The sequence below is a fragment of the Phenylobacterium sp. VNQ135 genome, from assembly GCF_049445735.1.
Classification (GTDB): domain Bacteria; phylum Pseudomonadota; class Alphaproteobacteria; order Caulobacterales; family Caulobacteraceae; genus Phenylobacterium.
In genome coordinates this window covers 528,590-551,301 of record NZ_JBMSDS010000004.1, presented here as the reverse complement: position 1 = coordinate 551,301, position 22,712 = coordinate 528,590, and the positions used below count along the sequence as shown (strand labels likewise).

Genomic DNA, 22,712 nt, shown 5'->3' with positions numbered 1-22,712 from the left:
GCCTTCCAGTCCCCGCGCCAGACCCGCGGGGACGCTTCCTTTTCGGAGGGCTTCTTCCTTGACCGATAAGACCGCCGGCCAGACCGCCGCGCCCGTTCCCAGCGATCATCTGATGGGCGTCTATGCGCGCGCCCCGCTGGCGTTCGAGCGAGGCGAGGGCTCGCGACTCTATACGGCCGAAGGCGAGGCCTATCTGGACTGCATGGCGGGCATCGCGGTCACCGCGCTGGGCCACAGCCACCCCAAGCTTGTCCAGGCGGTGAAGGACCAGGCCGAGAAGCTCTGGCACACCTCGAACATCTTCCGCATCCCGAACCAGGAGAAGCTGGCCGACCTGCTGACGCGGAGCACCTTCGCCGACGTCTGCTTCTTCACCAACTCGGGCGCCGAGGCGATCGAATGCGCGATCAAGACCGCGCGGAAGCACCACTGGTCGAACGGCCAGCCTGAGCGGATCGACATCATCGGCTTCGACGGCTCGTTCCACGGCCGGACGATCGCCGCCATCTTCGCGGCGAACAACCCGAGCTATGTGGAAGGCTTCGGCCCGCCGCCGCCCGGCTTCGTCGGCGCGAAGTTCGGCGACCTCGAGGGCCTGAAGCAGCTCGTCGGTCCGACCACGGCGGCCATTCTGCTGGAGCCCGTGCAGGGCGAAGGCGGCGCGCGCTCCTGGACCGAGGCCCAGCTCAAGGAGATCCGCCAGCTCTGCGACGAGACGGGCACGCTCCTGATCTATGACGAGATCCAGTGCGGCCTCGGCCGCACGGGCAAGCTCTTCGCCTACGAATGGGCCGACGGCGCGGCCGACCCCGACATCATGGCGGTGGCCAAGGCGCTGGGCGGCGGCTTCCCCGTCGGCGCGTGCCTGGCCACGGCGCAGGCGGCCAAGGGCATGACGCCCGGCAGCCACGGCTCCACCTACGGCGGCAACCCGCTGGCGATGGCGGTGGGCCTCGCCTCCGTGGAGGAGCTGGTGAACCCCGAACTCCTGGCGCACGTCCGTGAGGTCGCCGGCTATTTCAACCAGCAGCTCTCGGGCCTGAAGGATCGCTACCCGGACGTCGTGCTCGACATCCGCGGCAAGGGTCTGCTGATCGGGGTGAAGCTGGCCACGCCCAACCGCGAGTTCATGCAGCACGCCCGCGACGAGAAGCTGCTGATCGCCGGCGGCGGCGACAATTGCGTCCGCCTGCTGCCCCCGCTCACCCTCAGCCTCGACGAGGCCCGCGAGGCGATCGGCAAGCTGGAACGCGCCTGCGAGACGGCCCGGGCCAAGGCCAAGGCGGCTGCGGCGTGAGCGCCCAGCCTCCGCGGCACTTCCTCGATCTCTGGAAGCTGGACGCCGCCGACATCCGCGCCATCCTCGACGACGCCCACGCCCGCAAGGCCGCGCGCAAGGGCTGGCCCAAGGGCCGCGTCGACGCCGACCGTCCGGCTGACGGGCGCACGCTGGCGATGATCTTCGAGAAGAACTCCACGCGCACGCGCTTCTCGTTCGACGCCGCCATGCGCCAGCTCGGCGGGTCCGTGATCATCTCCAACGCCGTCGACATGCAGCTGGGCCGCGGGGAGCCGATCGAGGACACGGCCCGCGTCCTGTCGCGAATGGTGGACGCGGTGATGATCCGCGCCAACGTGCACGAGGACATCGAACGCTTCGCCCTGGCCTCGTCCGTTCCGGTGATCAACGGGCTGTCGGACAAGAGTCACCCGTGCCAGATCCTCGCCGATCTGATGACTCTGGAGGAACACCGCGGTCCGCTGGCGGGGAAGACGATCGCCTGGGTCGGCGACGGCAACAACGTCTGCGCCAGCTTCATCCACGCCGCGCCCAAGCTCGGGTTCAGGCTGAAGATCGCCACGCCCGCCATCTACCATCCTGACCTCGTGGACCTCGCCCGCGCGGCCGAGCAGCAGGGGCTGGTGGAAGCCGGCGACGATCCGCACGAGGCTGTCCGCGGCGCCCACTGCGTGGTCACGGACACCTGGGTGTCCATGGGCGACACCGACCACGACGAGCGGTTCGAGGCGCTGGAGCCCTATCAGGTCGACGAGGCGCTGATGGAGGAGGCCGCGTCCGATGCGGTCTTCCTGCACTGCCTGCCCGCTCACCGTGGGGAAGAGGTGACCGACGCCGTCATCGACGGGCCGCAGAGCCTCATCTGGGACGAGGCCGAAAACCGGCTTCACGCCCAGAAGTCGATCCTGGCGTGGTGCTTCGGCGCGATCTAGCCTGAGACCGTGATCGGGGGATCGATGAAGCTGGCCGCTGTCCTTGCCGCCGCGGTGGCGCTTGCGGCCCCGCAGGCTCGCGCCCAGAGCGCGGAGGATCTCGACGGCATATTCCAGCGCTTCTCGCCCGAGACGCCGGGCTGTGCGGCAGCGCTCGATCGCCCGGGCGAGGCGCCGCTGCTGCGCGCCTGGGGCATGGCCGACCTTGAGCACGGCGTCGCGAACACGCCGGAGACCGTCTTCGAGTCCGGCTCGGTGGCGAAACAGTTCACCGCTGCGGCCATCCTCATCTTGGCGCGTGAAGGCCGGCTGAAGCTCACCGACGACGTCCGGACCTATGTGCCCGAGCTCTGGACCTACGCGACATCAGTCTCGATCGAGCAATTGCTGAACCATACCAGCGGTCTGCGCGACTGGGGCGACGTGGCCCAGCTCGGCGGCTGGCCGCGGACGACGCGCGCCTACACCAACGAGGAAGCGCTCTCGATCGCCTTCCGCCAGCGTGCGCTGAACTATGTCCCGGGCGCCGAGTATTCCTACACCAACACCGGCTACGTCCTGGCCGCCGAGGTGGTGCGGCGCGTGAGCGGGCGGACGCTGGCCCAGTTCAGCCAGGAGCGCATCTTCAAGCCCTTGGGCATGACCCACACCCAGTGGCGCGACGACTTCCGGCGCATCGTCCCGGGCCGGGCGGTGGCTTATCGCGCCGGGCCCTACCAGGAGATGCCGTTCGAGAGCACCTACGGGCACGGCGGCCTGCTGACCACCGTCTCGGACCTGCTCATCTGGAACCGCGCCCTCGCCGAGGACCGCCTGCTGCCGGGTCTTTATTCGGAAATGCAGCGACAGGCGGAGCTGACCGGCGGCCGCAAGATTTCCTACGCCCGCGGACTGTTCGTCGAGCAGAGGCTGGGCCGCAGGGAAGTCGCTCATTCCGGCTCCACGGCGGGCTACCGGACCTGGCTCGCCTATTATCCCGAGACGAGCGTCTCCGTGGCGGTGCTGTGCAATACGGCCGAAGCCGACGCCGTCGGCCTCGGTCGCCGCGTCGCGGACTTCTCCATCGTCCCGCCGGCTGTCGCCGAGGAGGTGGCGTCGCCCACGCCGCCTGCGGAGCTGGAGATCCGGCCGGGCGTCTATCTCGACGAGCGCACCGGACAGGTCGGCCGCATCCTGCGTGAAGGGGGGGCCTTGCGCCTCACCGGAGGGCCCTTGGTCTATGCCGAACGCGAGGCGCGCTATCGCCTCGGCTCCGACTGGATCGTCTTCACGCCCGAGGGCTACGAGCGCCGCTTCGCCAACGGCGACGTGTCGCGGTTCCGCCGTCTGACCGCCTATCCGCACACGCCCACGGAACTCTCGGGCGCCGCCGGCGTGTTCGTCAGCGACGAGGCGCAGGCCGGTCTCCGGCTCAGCTACTGGCAGGGCAAGCTCATCCTCCAGCCCACGGACCGGCCCAGCTATCGCCAGACGCTGGAGGCGCTCGACCGCGACACCTTCCTCGTCCAGGGCGGCGTGGTCCGCTTCATCCGAGACCCCCAGGGCAAGGTCGATGCGCTGCGCTTCACCACCGCCCGGGTGCGCGATCTGCGCTTCAAACGCACGCGCTAATCGCCGCGCTCGAAAACCCGTTCTCGCATCCTATATTGGCGGCCATGTCCAATCCTTCCGTTCCCGACGACCTGGTCGGCGCCTTCCAGATCGAAGGCGAGCCCGTGCGTGGCCGCGTGGCGCGCCTGGGCCCGGCGATCGACGAGATCCTCCGCGGCCACGACTATCCCGAGCCCGTCGCCAATCTGCTGGGCGAGGCCTGCGCCCTCGCGGCCCTCGTGGGTTCCAACCTGAAGTTCGACGGTCGCCTGATCGTGGAGGCCCGCGGCTCCGGGGCCGTCCGCTATCTCGTGGCCGACTACGACACCTCGGGCGGCCTGCGCGGCTACTGCCGGTTCGACGCCGAGGAAGTCGCCGCAGCTTCCACGGGGTTCCAGCGCCCCGGCGCCCGCAGCCTGCTGGGCGAGGGCGTGTTCATCATGACGGTCGACCAGGGCGCGGACATGGACCGCTACCAGGGCATCACCGCCATCGAGGGCGAGACCCTTGCGCTCTGCGCCGAGCAATACTTCGCCCAGTCCGAGCAGACGCCGACCCGTGTCCGTCTTGCGGTCGGTCAGGAGGACGGCAAATGGCGCGCCGGCGGCTTCCTGATCCAGTACATCGCCGAGGACGAGAGCCGCGGCTCCACGCTCGAGGCCTGGGAGCGGACGCAGGCGCTGTTCGAAACGCTCGGCGAGGATGAACTGCTCGACGTCGAACTGAACTCGAACACGCTGCTGTGGCGTCTCTTCCACGAGGACGGCGTCCGTGTGTTCGGCTCGAAGATGCTGCGCGCCTTCTGCCGCTGCTCTCAGGACCGCATCGAGACGGTGCTGAAGTCGTTCCCGGCCGAGGACCGCGAGGGCATGGTCGAGCCCGACGGCAAGATCCACGTCACCTGCGAGTACTGCAGCCGCGTGTACGCCGTCGAGCCGGCGTCGCTGGAGCCCGCCGCCTAGGCGGCGTCCAGCGCCCGCGTCACGTCGCGGATCAGATCCTTCGCGCCCTCCAGGCCGACGCTCATCCGCACCCATCCCTGGGTAAGGCCGATCGCCTGGCGCTCTTCCTCCGGCATCGACCGGTGGGTGGTCGTCGACGGGTGCGTGGCCATCGACTTGGCGTCGCCCAGGTTGTTGGAGATGTCGACGATCTCCAGCGCGTCCAGGAACCGCCAGGCGGCCTCACGACTGCCGAGGTCGAAGGCGATGACGTTGCCGCCGCCGGTCATCTGCTTGGCGATGACCGTCGCCTGCGGGTGGTCCTCGCGGCCGCAATAGCGGACGGCCTTCGCCTTCGAGTGCGCGGCGACTGCATCGGCCACCTTGCCGGCGTTCTCGGTCTGGCGACGCACCCGCAGGTCCATGTGCTCCAGGCCTTTCAGCAGCACCCAGGCGTTGAAGGGCGACAGCGCCGGGCCCGTGTGGCGGTGGATGTCCTTGTAGGCGTCCACCAGAAGCTCCTGCGCGCCGAGGATCGCCCCGCCCAGCACGCGTCCCTGGCCGTCGATGTGCTTGGTGGCCGAATAGACCACCACGTCCGCGCCGAGCTGGAGCGGTTTCTGGAAGACCGGCGTGGCGAACACGTTGTCGACGACCAGCTTCGCCCCGGCCGCCTTCGCCACCTCGGCGACTGCGGCGATGTCGGTGACCTCCAGCAGCGGGTTGGCCGGGCTTTCGACCAGGAAGGCCTTGGTGTTGGGCCTGGCCGCGTTCTTCCATGCCTGGATGTCGGTCGCATCGACGTAGGTGGTCTCGACGCCGAAGCGCGGCATCCATTCCGATAGGATCCAGCGACACGAGCCGAACAGCGCGCGGCCGGCGACGATGTGATCGCCGGCGCGCACCAAGCCCATCAGCGCCAGATGCACCGCCGCCATGCCTGAAGCAGTGGCCTTGCAGGCCTCGGCGCCCTCGATGAGCGCCAGGCGCTGCTCGAACATTTCGGTCGTGGGGTTGCCGAAGCGCTGGTAGATGAAGCCCGGCGCCTCGCCGGCGAAGCGCGCGTCCGCCGCGGCGGCGCTGTCGTAAGAAAAGCTCTGGGTCAGGAACAGGGCTTCCGAGATCTCGCCGTGCTCGGTGCGCATGAGGCCGCCGCGCACCGCCTGGGTTTCGATCTCCCAATCGCGCGGGTCTTCCGCCATCATGGCCTCCATCACCTTCAGAAAAGCTGCGGCCACGAACGCCCTTGCGCCCCCGCGGTCAAGGGCCGGTTGAGCAGGTGGCGGCTCCTTCGGCCTGCTAACCCTTGCCACATCGCCGTTCTCGGCTAAGTCTTCGCCGCCCATGAGCGAACTGACCCGCCCGGGCATCCTGCCCTGCCAATCCATCGAGAGCCTGATCGCCGGTGGCGCGATCGCCTCCGAGAGCCCGTTCGACGCCGATCAGGTGCAGCCCGCAAGCCTCGACCTGCGGCTCGGCGCCAAGGCTTGGCGCGTGCGCGCCTCGTTCCTGCCGGGCCGCCACACGGTCCGCGACCGCATCCGCGACGTCGCGATGCACGAGCTCGACCTCACCAAGGGCGCGGTTCTGGAGCGGGGCTGCGTCTATATCGCCGAGCTGCAGGAGCGGCTCGCCCTTCCGCCCGGTGTGTCTGCGCGGGCGAACCCGAAGAGCTCCACTGGCCGGGTCGACGTCTTCGTGCGCCTGCTCACCGACGCTGGCGGGGCCTTCGATGACGTCTCGGAGGGCTACACCGGTCCCACCTACATCGAGATCGCGCCTCAGACCTTCTCGGTCCTGGTGCGCACAGGCACGCGCCTGAATCAGCTGCGCCTGAAGCGCGGCGCCCCCGAGCGGCTGCGCATCGAGAGCGTCGGCGTCGACCTGACCGGAGAGATCGCCGGCTTTCGCGGCCGTCGACACGCCGGGGTGGTCGACCTCGACCATGTGGATGGCCACGACCCGCGCGACTTCTGGGAGCCGCTTATGCCCCGTGACGGCCAGCTTCTGCTGGATCCCGGCGAGTTCTACATCCTGGCGTCAAAGGAGGCGGTTGAGATCCCGGTGCTGGAGGCGGCGGAGATGACGCCGATCGACCCGTCGGTGGGCGAGTTCCGCGTCCACTACGCGGGCTTCTTCGACCCCGGCTTCGGCACCGACGAGGCCCACGGCAAGGGCTCCAAGGGCGTGCTGGAGGTCCGCAGCCACGAGACGCCGTTCATCCTGGAAGACGGGCAGACCGTCGCTCGTCTCGTCTATGAGCCGCTGACCGAGAAGCCGACCCGGCTCTACGGCGACCTCGGGTCGCATTACCAGCGCCAGGGCCTCAAGCTATCCAAGCACTTCAAGGTTTGGGGCGAGTAGCAGGCGGATACGATCCGCCCGCGAGATCGGGGGGATCTTGGGCTGGATGCGTCGGGTCGCGGGGTTCGCGGCCGCGTTTATCCTGGGGGTAGGAGCGGCGGGAGCGGCGGGGGCCGCTCCCGCGCTCTGGAAGATTTCCGACGCCAATTCCGAGATCTACCTGTTCGGCACGCTGCACGCGCTGTCGCCGGCCGCGAAGTGGCGCACGCCGGCCTATGACGCCGCCTACGCGCGGGCCGACACGGTCTGGTTCGAGGCCGACATGGGCCAGCTCGAGCCGACGCGGATCATGGGCATTCTGCAGCGCTACGGCGTCGATCCGGAGAAGCCGCTGTCGCAGAAGCTCGCCCCCGCCGACGTGGCGGTGCTCGCTCGCCAGGCCGACCTGTCTCGCATCGATCACCTGCGACCCTGGGCGGCGGCCATGATGCTGACCATGCAGCCGGTCACCGGCCGCGGCGCGACGCTGGAGGCCGGCGCGGATCTGTCCATGACCCGGGCGACGCTATCCGGCGGCAAGCGGCTGCGCGCCTTCGAGAGCCTGGAGGACCAGGCCCGCATGTTCGCGAGCCTGCCCGAGACGTCCGAGGTGCAGTACCTCACCGAGGTGATCCGTGAGCGCGCCGCTCCGCGCAATCCGCTCGCCGCCCTCTGGCCGAAGCCCGACCTCGAATCCGCCTGGCTGGCCGGCGATCTGGCGCGGCTGGGCCCCGGGCTGGTGGGCGAGATGAAGACCGAGAACCCCGCGTTCTACGAAGCCCTGCTGAAGCGCCGCAACCAGGCCTGGGCCGGCCAGCTCGCAGACGCCATGGCCGGATCCGGCGTCGAACTCGTCAACGTCGGCGCCCTGCATCTGGTCGGCGAGGACGGCCTCCCGGCCCTCATGACCGCCCGCGGCTTCACGGTCACGCGCGTCCAGTAGCAAGCACGGCTGACATTTTGTCATGTGTGCTTGACATTTTGAAGGTGTCATGTTTCCTTGTCCTGCAGACAAGGAGACTTGCAATGATGAAGACGCGAACCGGCCGGGCGTTGCCGATCCTGGGCCTGATCGGCCTCATGGGCGGCGTCGCGGGCTTCACCCTGGCTCGTCTGGCCGGCTGGAACGTGCCGGCCGAGGCGCGCTGGCTCGTGTTCCTGGCCACGGTCGTGCCGGCCGTGTGGCTGACCCGCCTCTACTGGCTGCGGATCGATGAGGCGGCGCGCGAGGCGCAGAAGACCGCCTGGTTCTGGGGCGGCAGCATCGGCGCCGTCGTGGGCTTCGCGCTGATGATGATGCAAGGCGCCCGGGACCTCACCTTCTGGGGCCTGGTCCCGCCCGACGCCTCTCCCATCGTGTTCGTCCAGGCGGGCGCCTTCGGGGTCGTCCTGGGCCAGCTCGCGGGCTTCTTCATCGGCTGGGCCATCTGGTGGTGGAGGATGCGATGAGCGGCCTCGCCACGAACCTCGCGCTCGTGCTCGCCACCCTGGTCATCGGCCTCTTCTGCGCCGGCTACGCCGCCGCCCAGATCGTGCCGCCCCAGGTCCTGCTGGCTGAGGTGCTGCCATGAAGAACCGCCTCAAGGTGCTGCGCGCCGAGCGCGATTGGAGCCAGGGCGACCTTGCCGAGCGGCTGGGCGTCTCCCGCCAGAGCGTCAACGCCATCGAGACCGGCAAGTACGACCCGTCGCTGCCGCTCGCCTTCCGGATCGCCAAGGTCTTCGGCCTGCCGATCGAAGACATCTTCCAGGACGAGGCGGCCTGAAGCCGGCCCGTCACCGCCAAAGGACTCTCATCATGATCGCCAAGCTTTCCCGGCTCGTCCGCCGGGGCCTCGCCGCCGGCTGCGCGCTGGCCGCCCTCGCCGTGGCCGCGCCTGCGGCCGCCGAACCCGCGGTCTGGGTGCTGAAGGACGCAGACTCCACGATCTACCTGTTCGGTACGGTGCACGTGCTACGGCCGGACACCGACTGGCGGTCCGAGAAGATCACGCGCGCCCTGGGCGAGAGCTCGGAGCTGGTGCTGGAGATTGTCGGCATGGACGATCCCAAGACCGTGGCCCCGCTGCTGCAGACCTATGGCCTGGACCGCCAGAGGCCGCTGTCCTCCAAGCTGGACGCCGACGACCGCGAGAAGCTCGCCGCCGCCGCCAAGGTCCTGGGCATGCCGCCGCAGGCGCTGGAGCCGATGAAGCCCTGGCTCGCCGCCATGACCCTGACCCTCGCGCCGATCGTCAAGGCCGGCTTCGACCCGCAGTCAGGCGTCGAGCTGATCCTCACCAAGGAAGCCAAGGCGGCCGGCAAGCCGCTCGGCGCCCTCGAAACCGCCGAGCAGCAGGTCCGCTTCTTCGCCGACATGCCCGAAGCGACCCAGACGGCCTTCCTGTCGGCCACTCTCGATGATGTCGAAGAGGGCGCGGGCCAGCTCGACCATATGGTTTCAGCCTGGCAGGCAGGCGACGTAAAGGCGCTCGAGGCGGCCTTCATCGAGGAGACCCGCCGCGACTATCCGGCGCTCTACGAGGTGGCCGTGGTGAAGCGGAACCGCGACTGGGCCGACCAGCTCAAGGCCAAGCTGGCCGGGTCCGGAGTCAGCTTCGTGGCCGTCGGCGCCGGCCACCTCGTCGGCCCCGACAGCGTCCAGGCCGAACTCGCCAGGCGCGGGGTGACGGTCGAGCGCCGCTAGTCCAGGGCGCGGGCGGCCTCGCAGAACCCCGCGATGTCGTCCGCGTCGTGATAGATGGAGAGCCCAATCCGCAGGACGTCGTCCCGCACATCGACGACGACGTCCTTCTCCATCAGCGCCTGCTTCCACGCGAGCGCCCTCGGATGACGCAACGCCAGGAAGCGCGCCTGCGGGCCGGCGCGCGGCGGGTTGATCGGGACCGCCTCCGCTAGTCGACCGGCCTCGCCGCCTGCGATCCTCGCCAGCAGCGAAGCCTGCAACGCGCCCACGTGCGCCGCTATCGCCGCGGTTGTCAGCCCCTCGGCGGCCAGCATCCGTCCCGCGGCCACGAACCGGTACAGCCCGGACGGATCGAATGTGGCGCCCAGGAAGCGGCTGGCGTCTCGGGTGTAACCCACCCCGCCCGGCGGGCCCTCCAGGTCGCCGAATTCGGCGTACCAGCCGGTCAGCGCCGGCCGACCGCCGAAGCCCGGTGGAGCGTGGAGGAAGGCCGCGCCTTCGCCCGCCATGGCATACTTGTAGCCGCCGGCGACATAGAACACCCGGTCCGCCAGCGCCGACAGGTCCGTCGGTACCGCCCGGAAGCCGTGATAGCCGTCGACCACCACCCACGGACCCTCCGGCCTCGACAGCTCGGCCAGATCCCAGACGTGGTCGAACACGAGGCCGGTCTTGAAGAAGACGTGGCTCACGAAGATCAGGTCGAAGTCGCCAGCGCGCGCCGCCGCCAAGAACCGGGCCGCGAAGTCCGGCCCCTCGCTGGGGATCAGCGTCAACTCGATCTCGCCCGCCTCGGCCCAGCGCGCCGCCTGACGGCGGAACGAGTGGAACTCCCCGTCCGTCGACAGCACCCGGACCGGCCGTCGCGCTATCGCCGATTTCAGGACCATGAGCAGGGTGTGGGTGTTGGGCGCGAAGACCACGGTTTCGGGCGAGGGGAGGGAAAGCTCCTCCGCCGCCAGCGCCTGGGCCGCCGGATAGACCTGCCCGAGCGCCTTGTCCCACTTGCGGTCGGCCAGCGCGGCGGCGTCCGCCCACGCCTCCATCTGGGCGTCGAACGTCACGTCCGGCCAAAGGTGGTGGCTGTGCGCGGCCAGGTGCAGCCGCCCGGGCGCGGCGGCGATGGCCCTCGCGAACAGGTCCTTCCGCGCCCTCACAGCTTGGTCCTCAAGCTCCAGAGCTCGGGGAAGCAGCGCCGCTGCAGAGTCCTGGCCAGATAGCCCACGCCTTCGGTGCCGCCGGTGCCCGGCCGCCCGCCGATGATCCGCTCCACCGTAAGCACGTGCTTGTGCCGCCAGGTGACAAGGGCGTCGTCCAGGTCCACCAGCTTCTCGGCCAGCTGGTAGAGCTCCCAGTAGCGCTTGGTGTCGCGATAGACCTCGAGCCACGCCGCCTCCACCTCGGACGAGGGCGCATAAGCCTGGGCGAAGTCTCGGTTCAGCACCGCGTCGGGAACGGACAGCCCATGCTTCGGCAACTGGGCGATGGCGACGTCGTACAGGCTGGGCGCTTCCAGCGCCGCCTTGAGCTGCGCCAGCGCCTCGGGCCGTTCGGCATGGAAGCGAAGGAAGCTCTCGTCCTTCAATCCGAGCAGGTATTCCAGCGTCCGGAACTGGTGCGACTGGAAGCCCGAACTGGTCCCGAGGGTCTCGCGGAAGCTCAGGTAGTCTGCCGGCGTCATCGTCGCCAGCACGTCCCAGGAGAGTGTCATGATCGTCTGGATGCGCGAGACCCGCGCCAGCGCCTTGTAGGCCGGCTCCAGGTCGCCCGTCTCGATCAGCCGCTTGGCCAGCCCGACTTCGTGAATGATCTCCTTGAGCCACAGCTCCTTGGTCTGGTGGATGACGATGAACAGCAGTTCGTCGTGACGGTCGCTCAGCGGCTTCTGCGCCACGAGCAGTTCGTCCAGCGCGAGATAACGCGCATAGGTCATGGGTTCCGACATGGCGCGGACCCTAGGCTTCCGCCCGTCCCGATTGAAGCGCCGCTTGCAGCCCCTTGGCCCGCCGCCTCCTCGCCGCTATGTTCCGCCGCCCGGCCAGACTGGCCGCGGGCGCGGGTGTAGTTCAGAGGTAGAACGTCAGCTTCCCAAGCTGAATGTCAGGGGTTCGATTCCCCTCACCCGCTCCAACTTTTCCAACGGCCTTTTCGACGAACGCCGCGGCCCTTGCGACGAACGGCGCCGCCGCGTGCGACGAACGCTGCTAGTGTCCGGACCGGGGAGTTGGATAGGACCGGGTGCGGGGGCGCTGCACTCGCGCGCCGTATTTGCGGGTCGCCTGAAGTTGCGTGTGCTTGTTGTCGACGACGAGCCGCTGGCCGCGGATTGGCTGGCGCGCTGTCTGAAGGATATGCCGGGCGTGGAACTCGTCGGCTCCGCGGCCGACGGCGATGAGGCCATGGAGAAGATCGCGGCGGAGCGGCCGGATCTCGTGCTTCTCGACATCCAGATGCCCGGTCGCAGCGGCCTGTCGGTCGCCCGGGCGCTGGAAAACGGTCCGGAGGTGGTGTTCGTCACCGCCTTCGCCGAACACGCCCCCGAGGCCTTCGAGATCGAGGCCGTCGACTACCTTCTGAAGCCAGTGCAGGTGGATCGCCTGGCCGAGGCCGTCCGCCGGGCGCGCCGCCGGCGGGAGATGCGCGAGGCGTACGAGCGGGTGGAGGCCGCCGCCCGGCCGCAGGAGGCGCCTGGCCCTGAGACCGCGGGCTACGACGAAGAGCTCTGGATCCGCCGGCGCGACGGTTACGTGCGGGTCCGCGTGGACCAGATCCGCCGCATTGAGGCGGCGCGGGACTACGCTCTCATTCACACGGCCACCAAGACCTACATCCTGCGCGCAACCATGTCGGAGCTGGCCGAGAGGCTGGACCCCGCGAAGCTGCTGCGCGTACATCGCTCGGCCTTCGTGCGACCGGACGCCGTCGCGCGCGTCGAGCGGTCGGGCCGCAGCGCCATGCGCCTGCACACCGAGGATGGCGCCGCAGTCGAGGTGGGCGTCAGCTACGTCAAGCGCGTGTCCGAAGCGCTGGGACTGGACTGACGCTTCGCCGCATCCGCGGTCAAATTCGTCGCAAACCTTCACCGTACGGACGACCGTCCTGCCAGCCTGCAACCCAGGGGCGACGCCAGAGAGCGCCGCTTGGGGAATGGCGGAGCGTGCGGCCGCGGGACGGCCGCCGCTTTGCGTGGCTGGAGACCAATCAAGTGAAGAGTTCGACCATCCGGGGCCGCCTGCTGGCCTCGACCCTGTACGCGGGCGCCGCCGCGCTCGGCCTCGTCGCGACCGCCGCCCTGCCGGGCGTGGCCGTGGCCCAGGACTACACCTCGGGCAACCTGTCCGGACGGGTGGAAACCGCCGAGGGCGCTCCCGTCGCCGGCGCCACCGTGACGGTGCGCTCTGGCCAGGGCGTGTCGCGCCAGGCGACGACCGACGCCAACGGCCGCTACCAGATCAACGCCCTGCCGGTGGGGCCCTATTCGGCCGAGATCAGCGGCGCGGCGGGCTCGCTCGCCGACCAGCGCGTCAGCGTCCAGCCGGGCGGCTCGTCGTTCAACTTCACCCTGGGCGGCGGCACGGTCGACGAGCTCGTGGTGACCGGCGCGCGCGCCACCCGCGACTTCGCGCGCACCGACACCGGCCAGGTGTTCGACGTGCCGCAACTCGCCGTGCAGGTGCCGGTCAACCGCAGCATCGCCAACGTCGCCCTGCTGACGCCCGGCGTCTCGCGCCCTGACGCGACCATCGACGCCAGCAGCCGGCGCAACCAGTCGACGCTGGTGGTGGGCGGCACCTCGGCGGCCGAGAGCGTCTATTACATCAACGGCTTGAATGTCACCGACCTGCGCAACCTGCTGGGCTACGCGGACCTGCCGTTCGACGCGATCCAGTCGATCGACGTGAAGACCGGCGGCTACCAGGCCGAGTTCGGCCGCGCCACCGGCGGCGTCGTCAACATCGTCACCAAGTCGGGCTCGAACGAGTGGCACGGCGGGATCACGGCCACCTGGTCGCCGTCCAGCCTGCGCAACGAGGTCCCGGTCGCCCACACCGCCGGCGGCAGCGGCGTCTCTGGCGCGCTTGTCTACAACGACCTCTACAAGCTCGATCAGATCGACACCTCGGTCTATCTGAGCGGTCCGATCCTGAAGGACCGGCTCTTCTTCTTCGGCCTCTACAACGTGCGCCGGACGAAGGAAGACTTCGCCATGAGCTCCCAGGGTCTGACGGGCACGACCCAGTACACCGGCGTGCAGAACATCACGCGCTCGGACAGCCCGCGCTGGCTCACCAAGTTCGACCTCAACATCACCGACCGCCAGCGCCTCGAGGCGACGATCTTCTCGGACGAGAACTCGACCGAGCAGCGCTTCCTCAGCCGCGACATGCGCGTCGGCGTCACCGGCGAAGGTCTCGGCTACGACGAGAAGGCCGGCGGGCTGAACCAGATCTACAAGTACACCGGCGCCTTCACCGACTGGTTCACCCTGTCGGCGCTCTACGGCGAGGTGAAGTCGGACCAGCAGGACGAGGGCGAACTCGTGGGCATTCCGAGGGTCGCCGACCGCCGGGGTTCCTCAGTAGTCTTCCTGACCCCCGCCACCACCCTCGCCTCGCTGCAGCCGGTGGGCGAGGATACGCGCAAGACCTACCGCATCGACGCCGACTTCTACGCCAACTTCTTCGGCTCCCACCACATCCGGGTCGGCTACGACCGCGAGGAGCTGCATTCGTCCGACGTGCACGCCTACAACGGCGGCTATTACATGGACATCTTCCATGGCAGCCCGGATGGCGTCCTGCCGGACCAGGACTATGCCAGCGTGACCTACTTCGGGTCGGGCGGCGAATACGACGCCGAGCAGACGGCGTTCTATCTGCAGGACTCCTGGGATGTCACCGACACCCTGACCGTCCAGGCCGGCGTTCGGCTCGACCAGTACGACTACAAGAACCGCGACGGCCAGAGCTACATCAAGCTCGACGACCAGTACGCGCCGCGTCTCGGCTTCACCTGGGACCCACGCGGCGAGGGCCGCGACAAGGTGTACGGCTCGTTTGGCCGCTACTACCTGCCGATCGCGACCAACACCTCGATCCGCGAGGTCTCGGGCGAGGACTACCACCAGGAGTTCCGCGCGCTGACGCTGAATCCCGACGGCTCGCTGCGCCGCGACGCCAGCGGCGTGCCCATCCTCGGCGCCCGTATCGTGCCCGACGCGATCTACGCCCGGCCGATTTCGCCGGCCCCGGCCGAAGCCACCGCCTCCAACATCAAGCCGATGTACGAGGATGAGTTCGTGCTGGGCTACGAGCACGAGTTCGCCGACGGCTACCTCGACGGCTGGCGCGCCGGCGTGCGCTACGTTAACCGCGACCTGAAGTCGACGATCGAGGACACCGACCTCGGCCGCGGGGGCGTGATCGACCGCTACTGCGCCCGCACCCACGCGGCCGGCTGCAACGTCATCACCTACGACAGCGAGGGCAATCCGCTCACGGCCAACGATCGGTTCACCGGCGCCTACATCCTGTTCAATCCGGGCAGCCGCGCCGATCTTATGCTCGACCTGGGCGCCGGGCCGGGCGGCGGCGCCCTCGCCGCCGTCAACCTGACCGCGGAAGACCTCCAACTCACCAAGGCCAAGCGGAAGTACCAGGCCCTGGAGTTCACCTTCGAGCGTCCGTTCGACGGCCGCTGGATGCTGCAGGGCTCCTATGTGCTCGCCAAGTCCAAAGGAAACTACGAAGGTGCGGTGAAGTCGGACGTCGGTCAGATCGACACCTCGATCACCCAAGACTTCGACGCCTGGTTCCAGCAGGAGGGCTCCTACGGCTACCTGCCCAACGACCGCCGCCACACGCTCAAGCTGTTCGGCTCTTACCAGGTCACGGAACAGCTCCGGGTCGGCGCCAACTTCTACGCCCAGTCGGGTCGCCCGTATGGCTGCCTGGCCTACCATCCGGAAGACCCGTCCGCCGGCGCCACGCCGTCGGCCTGGTACTGCCTGCGAAACGGAACCCGCACGCTCACGCCGCGCGGCTCGCTGGGCCGCACCGGCTGGGTGACGAACACCGACCTGAACATCAGCTACGATATCGTGCCTCAGAAGGACGGTTTCGGCGCCGTCACGGCGGCGGTGGACGTGTTCAACGTCTTCAACGAGCAGACCGTCACTCGGGTGGTCGAGCAGAGCGAGACGACCAACCGGATCGGCCGCCCGATCACCGTGGTCGGCAAGGCGCGCTCCTACCAGAGCCCGCGCAGCGTACGCTTCACCCTGCGCTACGCGTTCTAGCCGAGCATCGCTCACTCCGCGCTGCGCTCGCCCCGGACGCAGCGCGGGATGACGGGAGGGCCGTCCGCCCCGAAGGCGGCCCTCCTGATTCTCGGGGCGCGACAGCAATGCGACGAGCCGCGTCTTTCTTGCGACGAACGATGCGTCTCCACCCTTCTGTCGTGGTAGGGTCGCGCTGGCCGGTCATCGCCGGCGTTGAGGATGCCCTGCGCTTGAAAGACGGCCGCGTGCAAGACCGCCAGGGCATTCGCCTCGCTTGGCAGGCCATGCTCTGGTGCGTCGTGCTCTGGGTGATCAATCAGAGCTTCTATCTGGCGCCCGTGCTGAAGACCCGGGGCATAGACGGGATCACGGGTCTCTACTTCGTCGGCTGCGCCGTCCTTGGCGTGATCTTCTGCTTCAGCATCTTCGCGGGCCAGTGGAAGGCCAGGAACCTGCCGCGCGCGGGGCGGGTCGCCGTCGCCATCGCCTCGACCCTGGCCTCGCTGGTCGGCCACACCATCAGCGATTCCATCCTGTTCATGGCGATGCTGGGCCCGGGCACCGCGGCAGGCGCCAAGCACCAGTACGTGCAGCAGTGGGACCTGGTGATCCTCACGAACTTCACGTCACTGGCCGCCGTGCACGTCATCTTCGCCTGCGCGGTGGCCCTGACCCTTGCGAGCATCCAGGCCGAGGAGCGCGAGCGGAGCCTGGCCGCGGCGCGGGCCGCCGCGCAGGAGGCTCAGCTCGCTGCGCTGCGGTTTCAGGTCAATCCGCATTTCCTCTTCAACGCCCTGAACGCGGTCACTTCGCTCGTGGGCTCCGGCCGGAACGCCGAGGCCGTCGCGGTGGTGAGCCGGCTCTCCAGCTTCTTTCGGGCATCCCTCGGCGTGCCCCCCGGCGCATCGGTGCCGCTCCAGGACGAGCTGGATGTCGTAGGATCCTATCTCGACATCGAGGCCGCTCGTTTCGGCGAGCGCCTAGCGATCGAGATCGAGGCGCCTGAGGCGCTCTACAACGCCCTTGTTCCACACTTCCTGCTTCAGCCGCTCGTGGAGAACGCCATCAAACACGGCGTCGCCGCGTCCAAGCGGCGGGTGACGGTGCGGGTCGCCGTTCGAGCCGAGGCGCGGGCCCTGATACTCACCGTCTCCGATGACGCCGCCGTCCTCGCGGGCGGTCCCGCGCCGGCCGGGACCGGGATCGGGCTGGCCAATGTCGCCGCTCGCCTCGCCGCGCTCTTCGGCGACGACGCATCCGTGACCACACGAGCTCTGGAACCCGGGTTCGAGGCCGAGGTGCGTCTTCCGTTGCGCTATCAGACGATCAGCAAGGCCGCCTGATCGGGAGACGCAACGCTGTCGGCGCTGGTATGCCGGCGATGCGCGAAGTGGACGTTGACGCTCCCGCCGCATCCCCCCAAACCCGCGCCGGTGACGTCCACCCATCAGCACGCGCCGCTCCACCGGCCGCTTCTCGGCATCACCCTGCGTGTCGCCGCCATGGCCTGCATGGCGTTGCTCTCGGCGCTGGTGAAATGGTGCGGCGACCGCGGCGTGCCGGTATTCGAGATCATCTTCTTCCGCAACGCCTTCGCGTTCGTGCCGCTCGGCCTCTACATCTGGCGGACGACGGGGTTCGAGGTGCTCCGAACGAAGCGGCCCTTCGGACATCTCGCGCGCTCGGCGGTGGGCCTGACGGGCATGGTCTGCGGATTCTCGGCGGTGCAGCACCTGCCGCTTACGGAGGCGACGGCGCTGCAGTTCGCCTCGCCGCTGTTCATGACCGCCCTGTCCGCCTTGCTGCTGGCCGAACCGGTCGGCCGCCACCGCTGGGCCGCCGTGATCGTGGGCTTCATCGGCGTGATGATCATGGCGCGGCCCGTTCCGGGACACATGAACGTGGTCGGGGTCACGCTCGGGATCCTCAGCGCGCTGGGCGCCGCCGGGGCCATGGTGGCGATCCGCCAGATCGCGGACACCGAGCGCGGGCCCACGATCGTCTTCTACTTCACCCTGGGCGGCACAGTGGTGGGATTGGCGGGCTTCCTCCTCGGCGGCTGGACCATTCCAGACCTGCAGACCCTTGGTCTCCTGGTGCTCGCCGGGCTGATCGGCGGCGTCGGCCAGCTCTTCCTGACCGAGGCGTTGCGGGCCGCCCCGATCGGAGTGGTCGCGCCGTTCGACTACACCCAGCTCGTGTGGGCGACGCTGCTCGGCCTGCTCATCTGGGGAGAATTGCCCCACCCGGCGACCATCGTCGGAGCGGTCATCGTCGCTGCAAGCGGGGTCTACATCCTGCACAGAGAATTGCGGCGCTTCCGGGCGGCCGCCGGCTGATCTCGTTGACAGACCGTGGTTACGGGAGGACGCTTTCAGCCTCTTTCGGAGCCGGTCCGATGCTGAAGGCCTTCACCTTTCCCGCGGCGGCATCGCTCGCCGTCCTGATGCTCGCAGAGACCGCAACCGCTCAGTCGGTGACGGTGTTGGGCGGGGGCATGGCCCGCCAATGCTCCAACGCAGCGCTTGACGGAGAGTCGGACCGCAAGTTCGAGGCGGTCTGCACGATGGCGATTCAGACGGAGATCCTGTCGAACACCGACCGCGCCGGAACGTATGTGAACCGCGGCGTCCTTCGGCTCCGCCGGAGCGAGTATCTGGATGCGCGCGCGGACTTCGACGTGGCGCTCGGCCTGAAGTCGAACCTCGCCGAGGCTTATGTGAACCGCGGCGCTGCGCTCGTGGGCCAGCGTCGCTACGCGGACGGGCTCGCCGACCTCAACAAGGCGCTGGAACTGGGCGTGGATGAGCCCGAGAAGGCCTACTTCAACCGCGCGCTGGCCCACGAGGGTCTCGATGACATGAAGCAGGCTTACTTCGACTATCGGAAGGCGCTCGAGCTCAGCCCCGAGTGGGAAGCTCCCCGGAAGGAGCTCGCCCGCTTCACGGTGCAGATGCGCTGACGCGGCCAAGCTGGCCATCTCGCGCGAGCATCCCCACATGTCCGTGATGCGCGTCGCCATCCTCATCGCCGCTCTTTCCCTGGCCGGGCCGGCGGGCGCCCAGGTGATGGACGCCCAAGACCGCCTCCGGGCTCAGCAGCAGCTCGACGAACTGCGGGCGCAGCAGCAGCTCCTCCAGCAACAGTCGGTCGCCCAGCACAACGAGCTGATGGCGCTGGATGCACGTCTCCGCACCGAGCAGCAGGCGGCCCGTATCCAGGCCGAGCGCCAGCCGACCCGCCTGCCGCAACTGCCCTATCCCGCGCCGGCGGGAAGCATCGACACGTCCAAGCTGCCCTCGATCCCAGACGCCGCCCTGGCCGAGTCCAACCGGCGGGTTCAGGAGATCTCCAAGAACCGCGACTAGCTCCACTGCGTTAGGCCTCCGGATTTTCTGAGGAGGCGTCTCATGCGCTGGGCTGGCGGCCGGGGCTCCGGCAACATCGAGGACCGTCGAGGTCTGGGGCCGGCCGGCGCCGTGGGTGGGCTGGGGGCCGGCGGCGTGATCCTGGCGCTGATCGGCTACTTCGTCTTCGGCATCGATCCCTCGACGACCACGCAGGTGCTCGGCGGCCAGAATGTGCAGCAGCAGGAAGGCGTCCGTGGCGGTCCTGCCGACGAGGCGGGCCGCTTTGTCGACGTGGTGGCCACCAATGTCGACGATGTCTGGAAGAACCAGATCCAGGGCTATCGGCCGCCCGACGCGGTGGTGTTGTACGACCAGGCGACCGGCACCGGTTGCGGCATGGGCCAGGCGGCGATGGGGCCGTTCTATTGTCCCGCCGACCGCAAGGTCTATCTCGACCTCTCGTTCTGGCAGGAGCTGGAACAGAAGTTTGGGGCCGGCGGCGAGGCGGCACGCGCCTATGTCATCGCCCATGAGATCGGCCATCACGTCCAGAACCTGACCGGCGCGGCCGAACAGGCGCAGCGAATGGGCGCCCGGGGCGCCGAGAGCGGATCGGTCCGGCTTGAACTCCAGGCCGACTGCTACGCCGGCGTCTGGGCGGCGCACGCCGCCGCGGTCTCCGGCGGCCAGATCCAGCTCGATCCGCGCGACATCGAGGACGGACTGCGCGCCGCCGCCGCCGTGGGAGACGACACGCTGCAGCGGAAGTCGCAAGGTCAGGTCGTTCCCGACGCCTTCACCCACGGCTCGTCCGAACAACGGATGCGGTGGTTCCGGGTCGGCGTGCAGGCCGGCGATCCCGCCGCTTGCGACACGTTCCGGGCGGCCAGGCTCTAGCCGACGAAGACGGGCGTGGGCTCGTAGCCCAGACAGACCGCAACGCAGCGGCGCGCCAGCAGGTCGCCGGGGTCGGCGAGGTCGACCTTTACGTCCTCGGGATCCAGCACCAGCGGAACTTCCGTGCAGCCGGCCACCAGCACTTCTGCGCCCGCCTTCACCAACTCGTCGGCGAAGCCCTTCATGATCCGCTTCACGTCCGCCCCGTCGTCGCCCGCCTTGATGCGGTAGAGCGCCTCCATGAAGGCCTCCTGACGCCCAGGCGGCAGGCTGACGAGGCCCATGCCACGCGCCGCCAGGTATTCGCGGTAGAGACGCAACGCCCCCTTGGTGCCGAGAACGCCAGCCCGCAGGGCTCCGCTCTCCTGGGCGGCTTGGGCGCCGAGGTCGATCATGTCGATCAGCGGCAGGCCCGAGGCCCGCTGGATGAGGTCCGCGTGCGCGTGCGCTGTATTGCACGGCATGGCCAGCACTTCGGCGCCGGCCCCACGCAAGGCGCCCGCCATCTCGGCGAGCACGGCGCCCGCGTCGCTTCCCGGCGTGTTGCGATCGGGGACGCGGGGATTGATGTCCGCCAGGACGCGGATGTGGTCCTGATCCCGGTCGGCGGGCGTATAGGCCTGGAGCCTCGCCAGGAACTCCAACGTCGCCGCCGGGCCCATGCCGCCCAGCACGCCGAGCGTCAGGGTGTCGGCCTCGTCCGTCACAGCTTGCCGTCCAGCTCGCCGTGGTAGCCGAACAGGCCCTGGGCGCCGCCGGTGTGCAGGAATACGACGGTCTCTCCGTCGAAGGCGCCCGCGCGGGAAAGGGCGATCAGGCCCTTCATCGCCTTCCCCGTATAGACCGGGTCCAGCAGGATGCCGTCGGCCCGCGCCGCCAGCTTCAGCGCATCGATCACGCCGTCGTTGATGAGGCCATAGCCCTCGCCGACGTAGTCGCAGTCGGCGACCACCATGTCGCGCGTGACCCGCTCCTCGAAGCCCAGCAGGGCTGCGGTTTCCTTGGCCAGCTTGAAGACGTTCTCTTCCTGCTTGTCCTTGGGCGCGCGCACGCCGATGCCCAGCACCGGGATGTCTGCGCCCATCACGGCCAGCCCCGCCACAAGCCCGGCGTGGGTGCCCGCGCTGCCCGTGGCGGTGACGATCCGGTCGATCTCCAGCCCAAGCTCGTTGGCTTGGGCCACCAGCTCAAGCGCGCATTCCGCATAGCCGAGGGCGCCGATCGAGTTGGAGCCCCCGCCGGGGATCACGTAGGGCCGGCCGCCGGCGTCGGCGACTTCCTGGGCCACCTCGGCCAGGGCCTGGTTCATGTCGGTCCCGCCGGGAACGTGGCGGATCTTCGCGCCCAGCAGCTCATCCAGCAGGACGTTTCCCGAGCGATTGTAGTCGATGGCTTCGCTCCCGGTGCGGTGCTCCAGGATCACCTCGCACTTGAGGCCGAAACGGGTGGCCGCCGCCGCGGTCTGGCGGACGTGGTTCGACTGCACCGCGCCTTGCGTGACCAAGGTGTCGGCGTCGTTGGCCAGGGCGTCGCCCAGCAGGAACTCCAGCTTGCGGGTCTTGTTGCCGCCGCCGGCCAGGCCCGTGCAGTCGTCGCGCTTGATCCACAGCGTGGGTCCGCCGCCGCCGGGCGTGACCAGCGCCTCGGTCAGGCCGGGCAGGGGCTCCAGCGGCGTGGGGAGGTGGGCGAAGCGGACGGGGTTATATCGGGCGAAATGCATGTCTCGCCCGTAGCCCCTTCAGCCTAAGGCCGCAATCTCCGCGGCAGGGCTTCGACCTCGGCGGGGCTCGCGCGGACGATGGAATCCACGATGCAGCGGGTGTCCATTCCACCCTTGGCCACGCCGATGTCGAGGTCGAGCGGCCGGCAGACGATCGGCGAGCCCGGCGGCTGCCGCATGATCAGCGGGTCGGACGAGATCGCGCCGGCCAGGCACGCGCCCGCCATGGTCACGCGATAGACCTCCCCGCGGTTCACCCGGATCATCAGCGTCTGCGAGTTGACGATGGTGTGGTTGCGGATGTCGCTGGTGCGGAAACAGTCCGCGCCGGCCAGGGCGGCGCCCGACGGCGGCGGCGGGGGCAACGGCGGGCCCGGCTCCGGCGGCGGATAGGCGCTGCAGGCGCTGAGGCCGAGGGCGATCAGGATGGCGGCGGCGGGCTTCATGGCGTTTCTCCTGGCCGGGTAATCTAGTACGGCTACGCCTGTTCCTCATTCTGTCTTTTGAGCCTTCCCCCTAACGTCGTTCGGGCGTAGCGTTCGCGCCAATCCTCGGGGGGCCGCGCTGGAGCGGCTGAGAGGTGGGTGAGCCCACGACCCGTCGAACCTGATCCGGGTCATGCCGGCGAAGGGAAGGGCCCATTCCAGACCCCAACCCACGCCCGTGATCCGTCC

The 22,712-nt window shown here is 69.1% G+C and carries 23 protein-coding genes, 1 tRNA gene and 1 riboswitch; of the genes, 18 read left to right on the top strand and 6 right to left on the bottom strand.

Annotated features, from left to right (window positions below; translation table 11 throughout):
* Positions 1 to 112: 112 nt before the first annotated feature.
* Genes ACO2Q0_RS17395 through ACO2Q0_RS17380 form a run of 4 tightly spaced genes read left to right on the top strand, consistent with a single transcriptional unit; the run spans position 113 to position 4,784 of the window.
* Positions 113 to 1,297, top strand: coding sequence for an aspartate aminotransferase family protein (locus ACO2Q0_RS17395; RefSeq protein ID WP_423352851.1), 1,185 nt, complete (start codon positions 113 to 115; stop codon positions 1,295 to 1,297).
* Complete coding sequence (gene argF / locus ACO2Q0_RS17390; protein WP_423352781.1) at positions 1,294 to 2,232, top strand: ornithine carbamoyltransferase; 939 nt, start codon at positions 1,294 to 1,296, stop codon at positions 2,230 to 2,232. The genes ACO2Q0_RS17395 and argF overlap by 4 nt, the downstream gene beginning before the upstream one ends.
* 24 nt (positions 2,233 to 2,256) lie before the next feature.
* Positions 2,257 to 3,843 carry a serine hydrolase domain-containing protein gene (locus ACO2Q0_RS17385; protein WP_423352780.1) on the top strand — a complete coding sequence of 529 codons (1,587 nt, stop codon included), beginning with the start codon at positions 2,257 to 2,259 and terminating at the stop codon, positions 3,841 to 3,843.
* A gap of 44 nt (positions 3,844 to 3,887) precedes the next feature.
* A complete protein-coding gene (locus tag ACO2Q0_RS17380) occupies positions 3,888 to 4,784 on the top strand; it encodes an Hsp33 family molecular chaperone (RefSeq protein ID WP_423352779.1) in 897 nt (298 codons plus the stop codon).
* Here the strand turns inward: ACO2Q0_RS17380 and metZ are convergent.
* Positions 4,781 to 5,965: an O-succinylhomoserine sulfhydrylase gene (gene metZ / locus ACO2Q0_RS17375; protein ID WP_423352850.1), complete on the bottom strand. Its 1,185-nt coding sequence runs from the start codon at positions 5,963 to 5,965 to the stop codon at positions 4,781 to 4,783. The two genes, ACO2Q0_RS17380 and metZ, sit on opposite strands and share 4 nt — an antisense overlap.
* 142 nt (positions 5,966 to 6,107) lie before the next feature.
* Between metZ and ACO2Q0_RS17370 the strand changes: the two genes are divergently transcribed.
* The 6 genes from ACO2Q0_RS17370 to ACO2Q0_RS17345 all read left to right on the top strand — a co-directional run bounded on the left by ACO2Q0_RS17370 (position 6,108) and on the right by ACO2Q0_RS17345 (position 9,791).
* Positions 6,108 to 7,127: a 2'-deoxycytidine 5'-triphosphate deaminase gene (locus tag ACO2Q0_RS17370; RefSeq protein ID WP_423352778.1), complete on the top strand. Its 1,020-nt coding sequence runs from the start codon at positions 6,108 to 6,110 to the stop codon at positions 7,125 to 7,127.
* 46 nt (positions 7,128 to 7,173) lie between these two features.
* Complete coding sequence (locus tag ACO2Q0_RS17365; RefSeq protein WP_423352777.1) at positions 7,174 to 8,049, top strand: TraB/GumN family protein; 876 nt, start codon at positions 7,174 to 7,176, stop codon at positions 8,047 to 8,049.
* 86 nt (positions 8,050 to 8,135) lie between these two features.
* The gene (locus tag ACO2Q0_RS17360; RefSeq protein WP_423352776.1) at positions 8,136 to 8,555 is read left to right on the top strand and encodes a hypothetical protein; all 420 of its coding nucleotides are present in this window, start codon (positions 8,136 to 8,138) and stop codon (positions 8,553 to 8,555) included.
* On the top strand, positions 8,552 to 8,677 hold the full coding sequence (locus ACO2Q0_RS17355; protein ID WP_423352775.1) for a hypothetical protein: 126 nt from the start codon (positions 8,552 to 8,554) through the stop codon (positions 8,675 to 8,677). The genes ACO2Q0_RS17360 and ACO2Q0_RS17355 overlap by 4 nt, the downstream gene beginning before the upstream one ends.
* Complete coding sequence (locus ACO2Q0_RS17350; RefSeq protein ID WP_423352774.1) at positions 8,674 to 8,871, top strand: helix-turn-helix transcriptional regulator; 198 nt, start codon at positions 8,674 to 8,676, stop codon at positions 8,869 to 8,871. Before ACO2Q0_RS17355 ends, ACO2Q0_RS17350 begins: the two co-directional genes overlap by 4 nt.
* A gap of 32 nt (positions 8,872 to 8,903) precedes the next feature.
* Positions 8,904 to 9,791, top strand: coding sequence for a TraB/GumN family protein (locus ACO2Q0_RS17345; RefSeq protein WP_423352773.1), 888 nt, complete (start codon positions 8,904 to 8,906; stop codon positions 9,789 to 9,791).
* On the opposite strand, the gene ACO2Q0_RS17340 is transcribed toward ACO2Q0_RS17345, so the two are convergent.
* Together ACO2Q0_RS17340 and ACO2Q0_RS17335 are read right to left on the bottom strand one after the other, a co-directional pair.
* The gene (locus ACO2Q0_RS17340) at positions 9,788 to 10,969 is read right to left on the bottom strand and encodes a class V aminotransferase (protein WP_423352849.1); all 1,182 of its coding nucleotides are present in this window, start codon (positions 10,967 to 10,969) and stop codon (positions 9,788 to 9,790) included. The genes ACO2Q0_RS17345 and ACO2Q0_RS17340 overlap by 4 nt on opposite strands.
* Positions 10,945 to 11,736: a tryptophan 2,3-dioxygenase gene (locus ACO2Q0_RS17335; RefSeq protein WP_423352772.1), complete on the bottom strand. Its 792-nt coding sequence runs from the start codon at positions 11,734 to 11,736 to the stop codon at positions 10,945 to 10,947. Before ACO2Q0_RS17335 ends, ACO2Q0_RS17340 begins: the two co-directional genes overlap by 25 nt.
* 110 nt (positions 11,737 to 11,846) lie before the next feature.
* Here ACO2Q0_RS17335 and ACO2Q0_RS17330 point away from each other — a divergent pair.
* The 8 genes from ACO2Q0_RS17330 to ypfJ all read left to right on the top strand — a co-directional run bounded on the left by ACO2Q0_RS17330 (position 11,847) and on the right by ypfJ (position 20,318).
* A tRNA-Gly gene (locus ACO2Q0_RS17330) sits at positions 11,847 to 11,921 on the top strand.
* Between the two features lie 161 nt (positions 11,922 to 12,082).
* Complete coding sequence (locus ACO2Q0_RS17325) at positions 12,083 to 12,832, top strand: LytR/AlgR family response regulator transcription factor (protein ID WP_423352848.1); 750 nt, start codon at positions 12,083 to 12,085, stop codon at positions 12,830 to 12,832.
* A 164-nt stretch (positions 12,833 to 12,996) separates the two neighbouring features.
* Positions 12,997 to 16,089, top strand: coding sequence for a TonB-dependent receptor (locus ACO2Q0_RS17320; RefSeq protein ID WP_423352771.1), 3,093 nt, complete (start codon positions 12,997 to 12,999; stop codon positions 16,087 to 16,089).
* Positions 16,090 to 16,316: 227 nt separating this feature from the next.
* Positions 16,317 to 17,414, top strand: a complete 1,098-nt coding sequence (locus tag ACO2Q0_RS17315) for a sensor histidine kinase (protein ID WP_423352770.1) — start codon at positions 16,317 to 16,319, stop codon at positions 17,412 to 17,414.
* 90 nt (positions 17,415 to 17,504) lie between these two features.
* Positions 17,505 to 18,410, top strand: a complete 906-nt coding sequence (locus tag ACO2Q0_RS17310; RefSeq protein ID WP_423352769.1) for a DMT family transporter — start codon at positions 17,505 to 17,507, stop codon at positions 18,408 to 18,410.
* A 59-nt stretch (positions 18,411 to 18,469) separates the two neighbouring features.
* Positions 18,470 to 19,033: a tetratricopeptide repeat protein gene (locus ACO2Q0_RS17305; protein ID WP_423352768.1), complete on the top strand. Its 564-nt coding sequence runs from the start codon at positions 18,470 to 18,472 to the stop codon at positions 19,031 to 19,033.
* A gap of 37 nt (positions 19,034 to 19,070) precedes the next feature.
* Complete coding sequence (locus ACO2Q0_RS17300; RefSeq protein WP_423352767.1) at positions 19,071 to 19,439, top strand: hypothetical protein; 369 nt, start codon at positions 19,071 to 19,073, stop codon at positions 19,437 to 19,439.
* A gap of 42 nt (positions 19,440 to 19,481) precedes the next feature.
* Positions 19,482 to 20,318 (top strand): KPN_02809 family neutral zinc metallopeptidase, encoded by an 837-nt coding sequence (gene ypfJ / locus ACO2Q0_RS17295; RefSeq protein WP_423352766.1) that lies wholly within the window; start codon positions 19,482 to 19,484, stop codon positions 20,316 to 20,318.
* Here ypfJ and ACO2Q0_RS17290 read toward each other — a convergent pair.
* From ACO2Q0_RS17290 to ACO2Q0_RS17280, 3 genes are read right to left on the bottom strand one after another with little or no spacing between them, the layout of a single operon-like run.
* On the bottom strand, positions 20,315 to 21,025 hold the full coding sequence (locus ACO2Q0_RS17290) for an aspartate/glutamate racemase family protein (protein ID WP_423352765.1): 711 nt from the start codon (positions 21,023 to 21,025) through the stop codon (positions 20,315 to 20,317). The genes ypfJ and ACO2Q0_RS17290 overlap by 4 nt on opposite strands.
* Positions 21,022 to 22,038 (bottom strand): D-cysteine desulfhydrase, encoded by a 1,017-nt coding sequence (locus ACO2Q0_RS17285; RefSeq protein WP_423352764.1) that lies wholly within the window; start codon positions 22,036 to 22,038, stop codon positions 21,022 to 21,024. Before ACO2Q0_RS17285 ends, ACO2Q0_RS17290 begins: the two co-directional genes overlap by 4 nt.
* 23 nt (positions 22,039 to 22,061) lie before the next feature.
* A complete protein-coding gene (locus tag ACO2Q0_RS17280; RefSeq protein WP_423352763.1) occupies positions 22,062 to 22,484 on the bottom strand; it encodes a hypothetical protein in 423 nt (140 codons plus the stop codon).
* A 96-nt stretch (positions 22,485 to 22,580) separates the two neighbouring features.
* Positions 22,581 to 22,688: riboswitch (TPP riboswitch) on the top strand.
* Positions 22,689 to 22,712 lie beyond the last annotated feature (24 nt).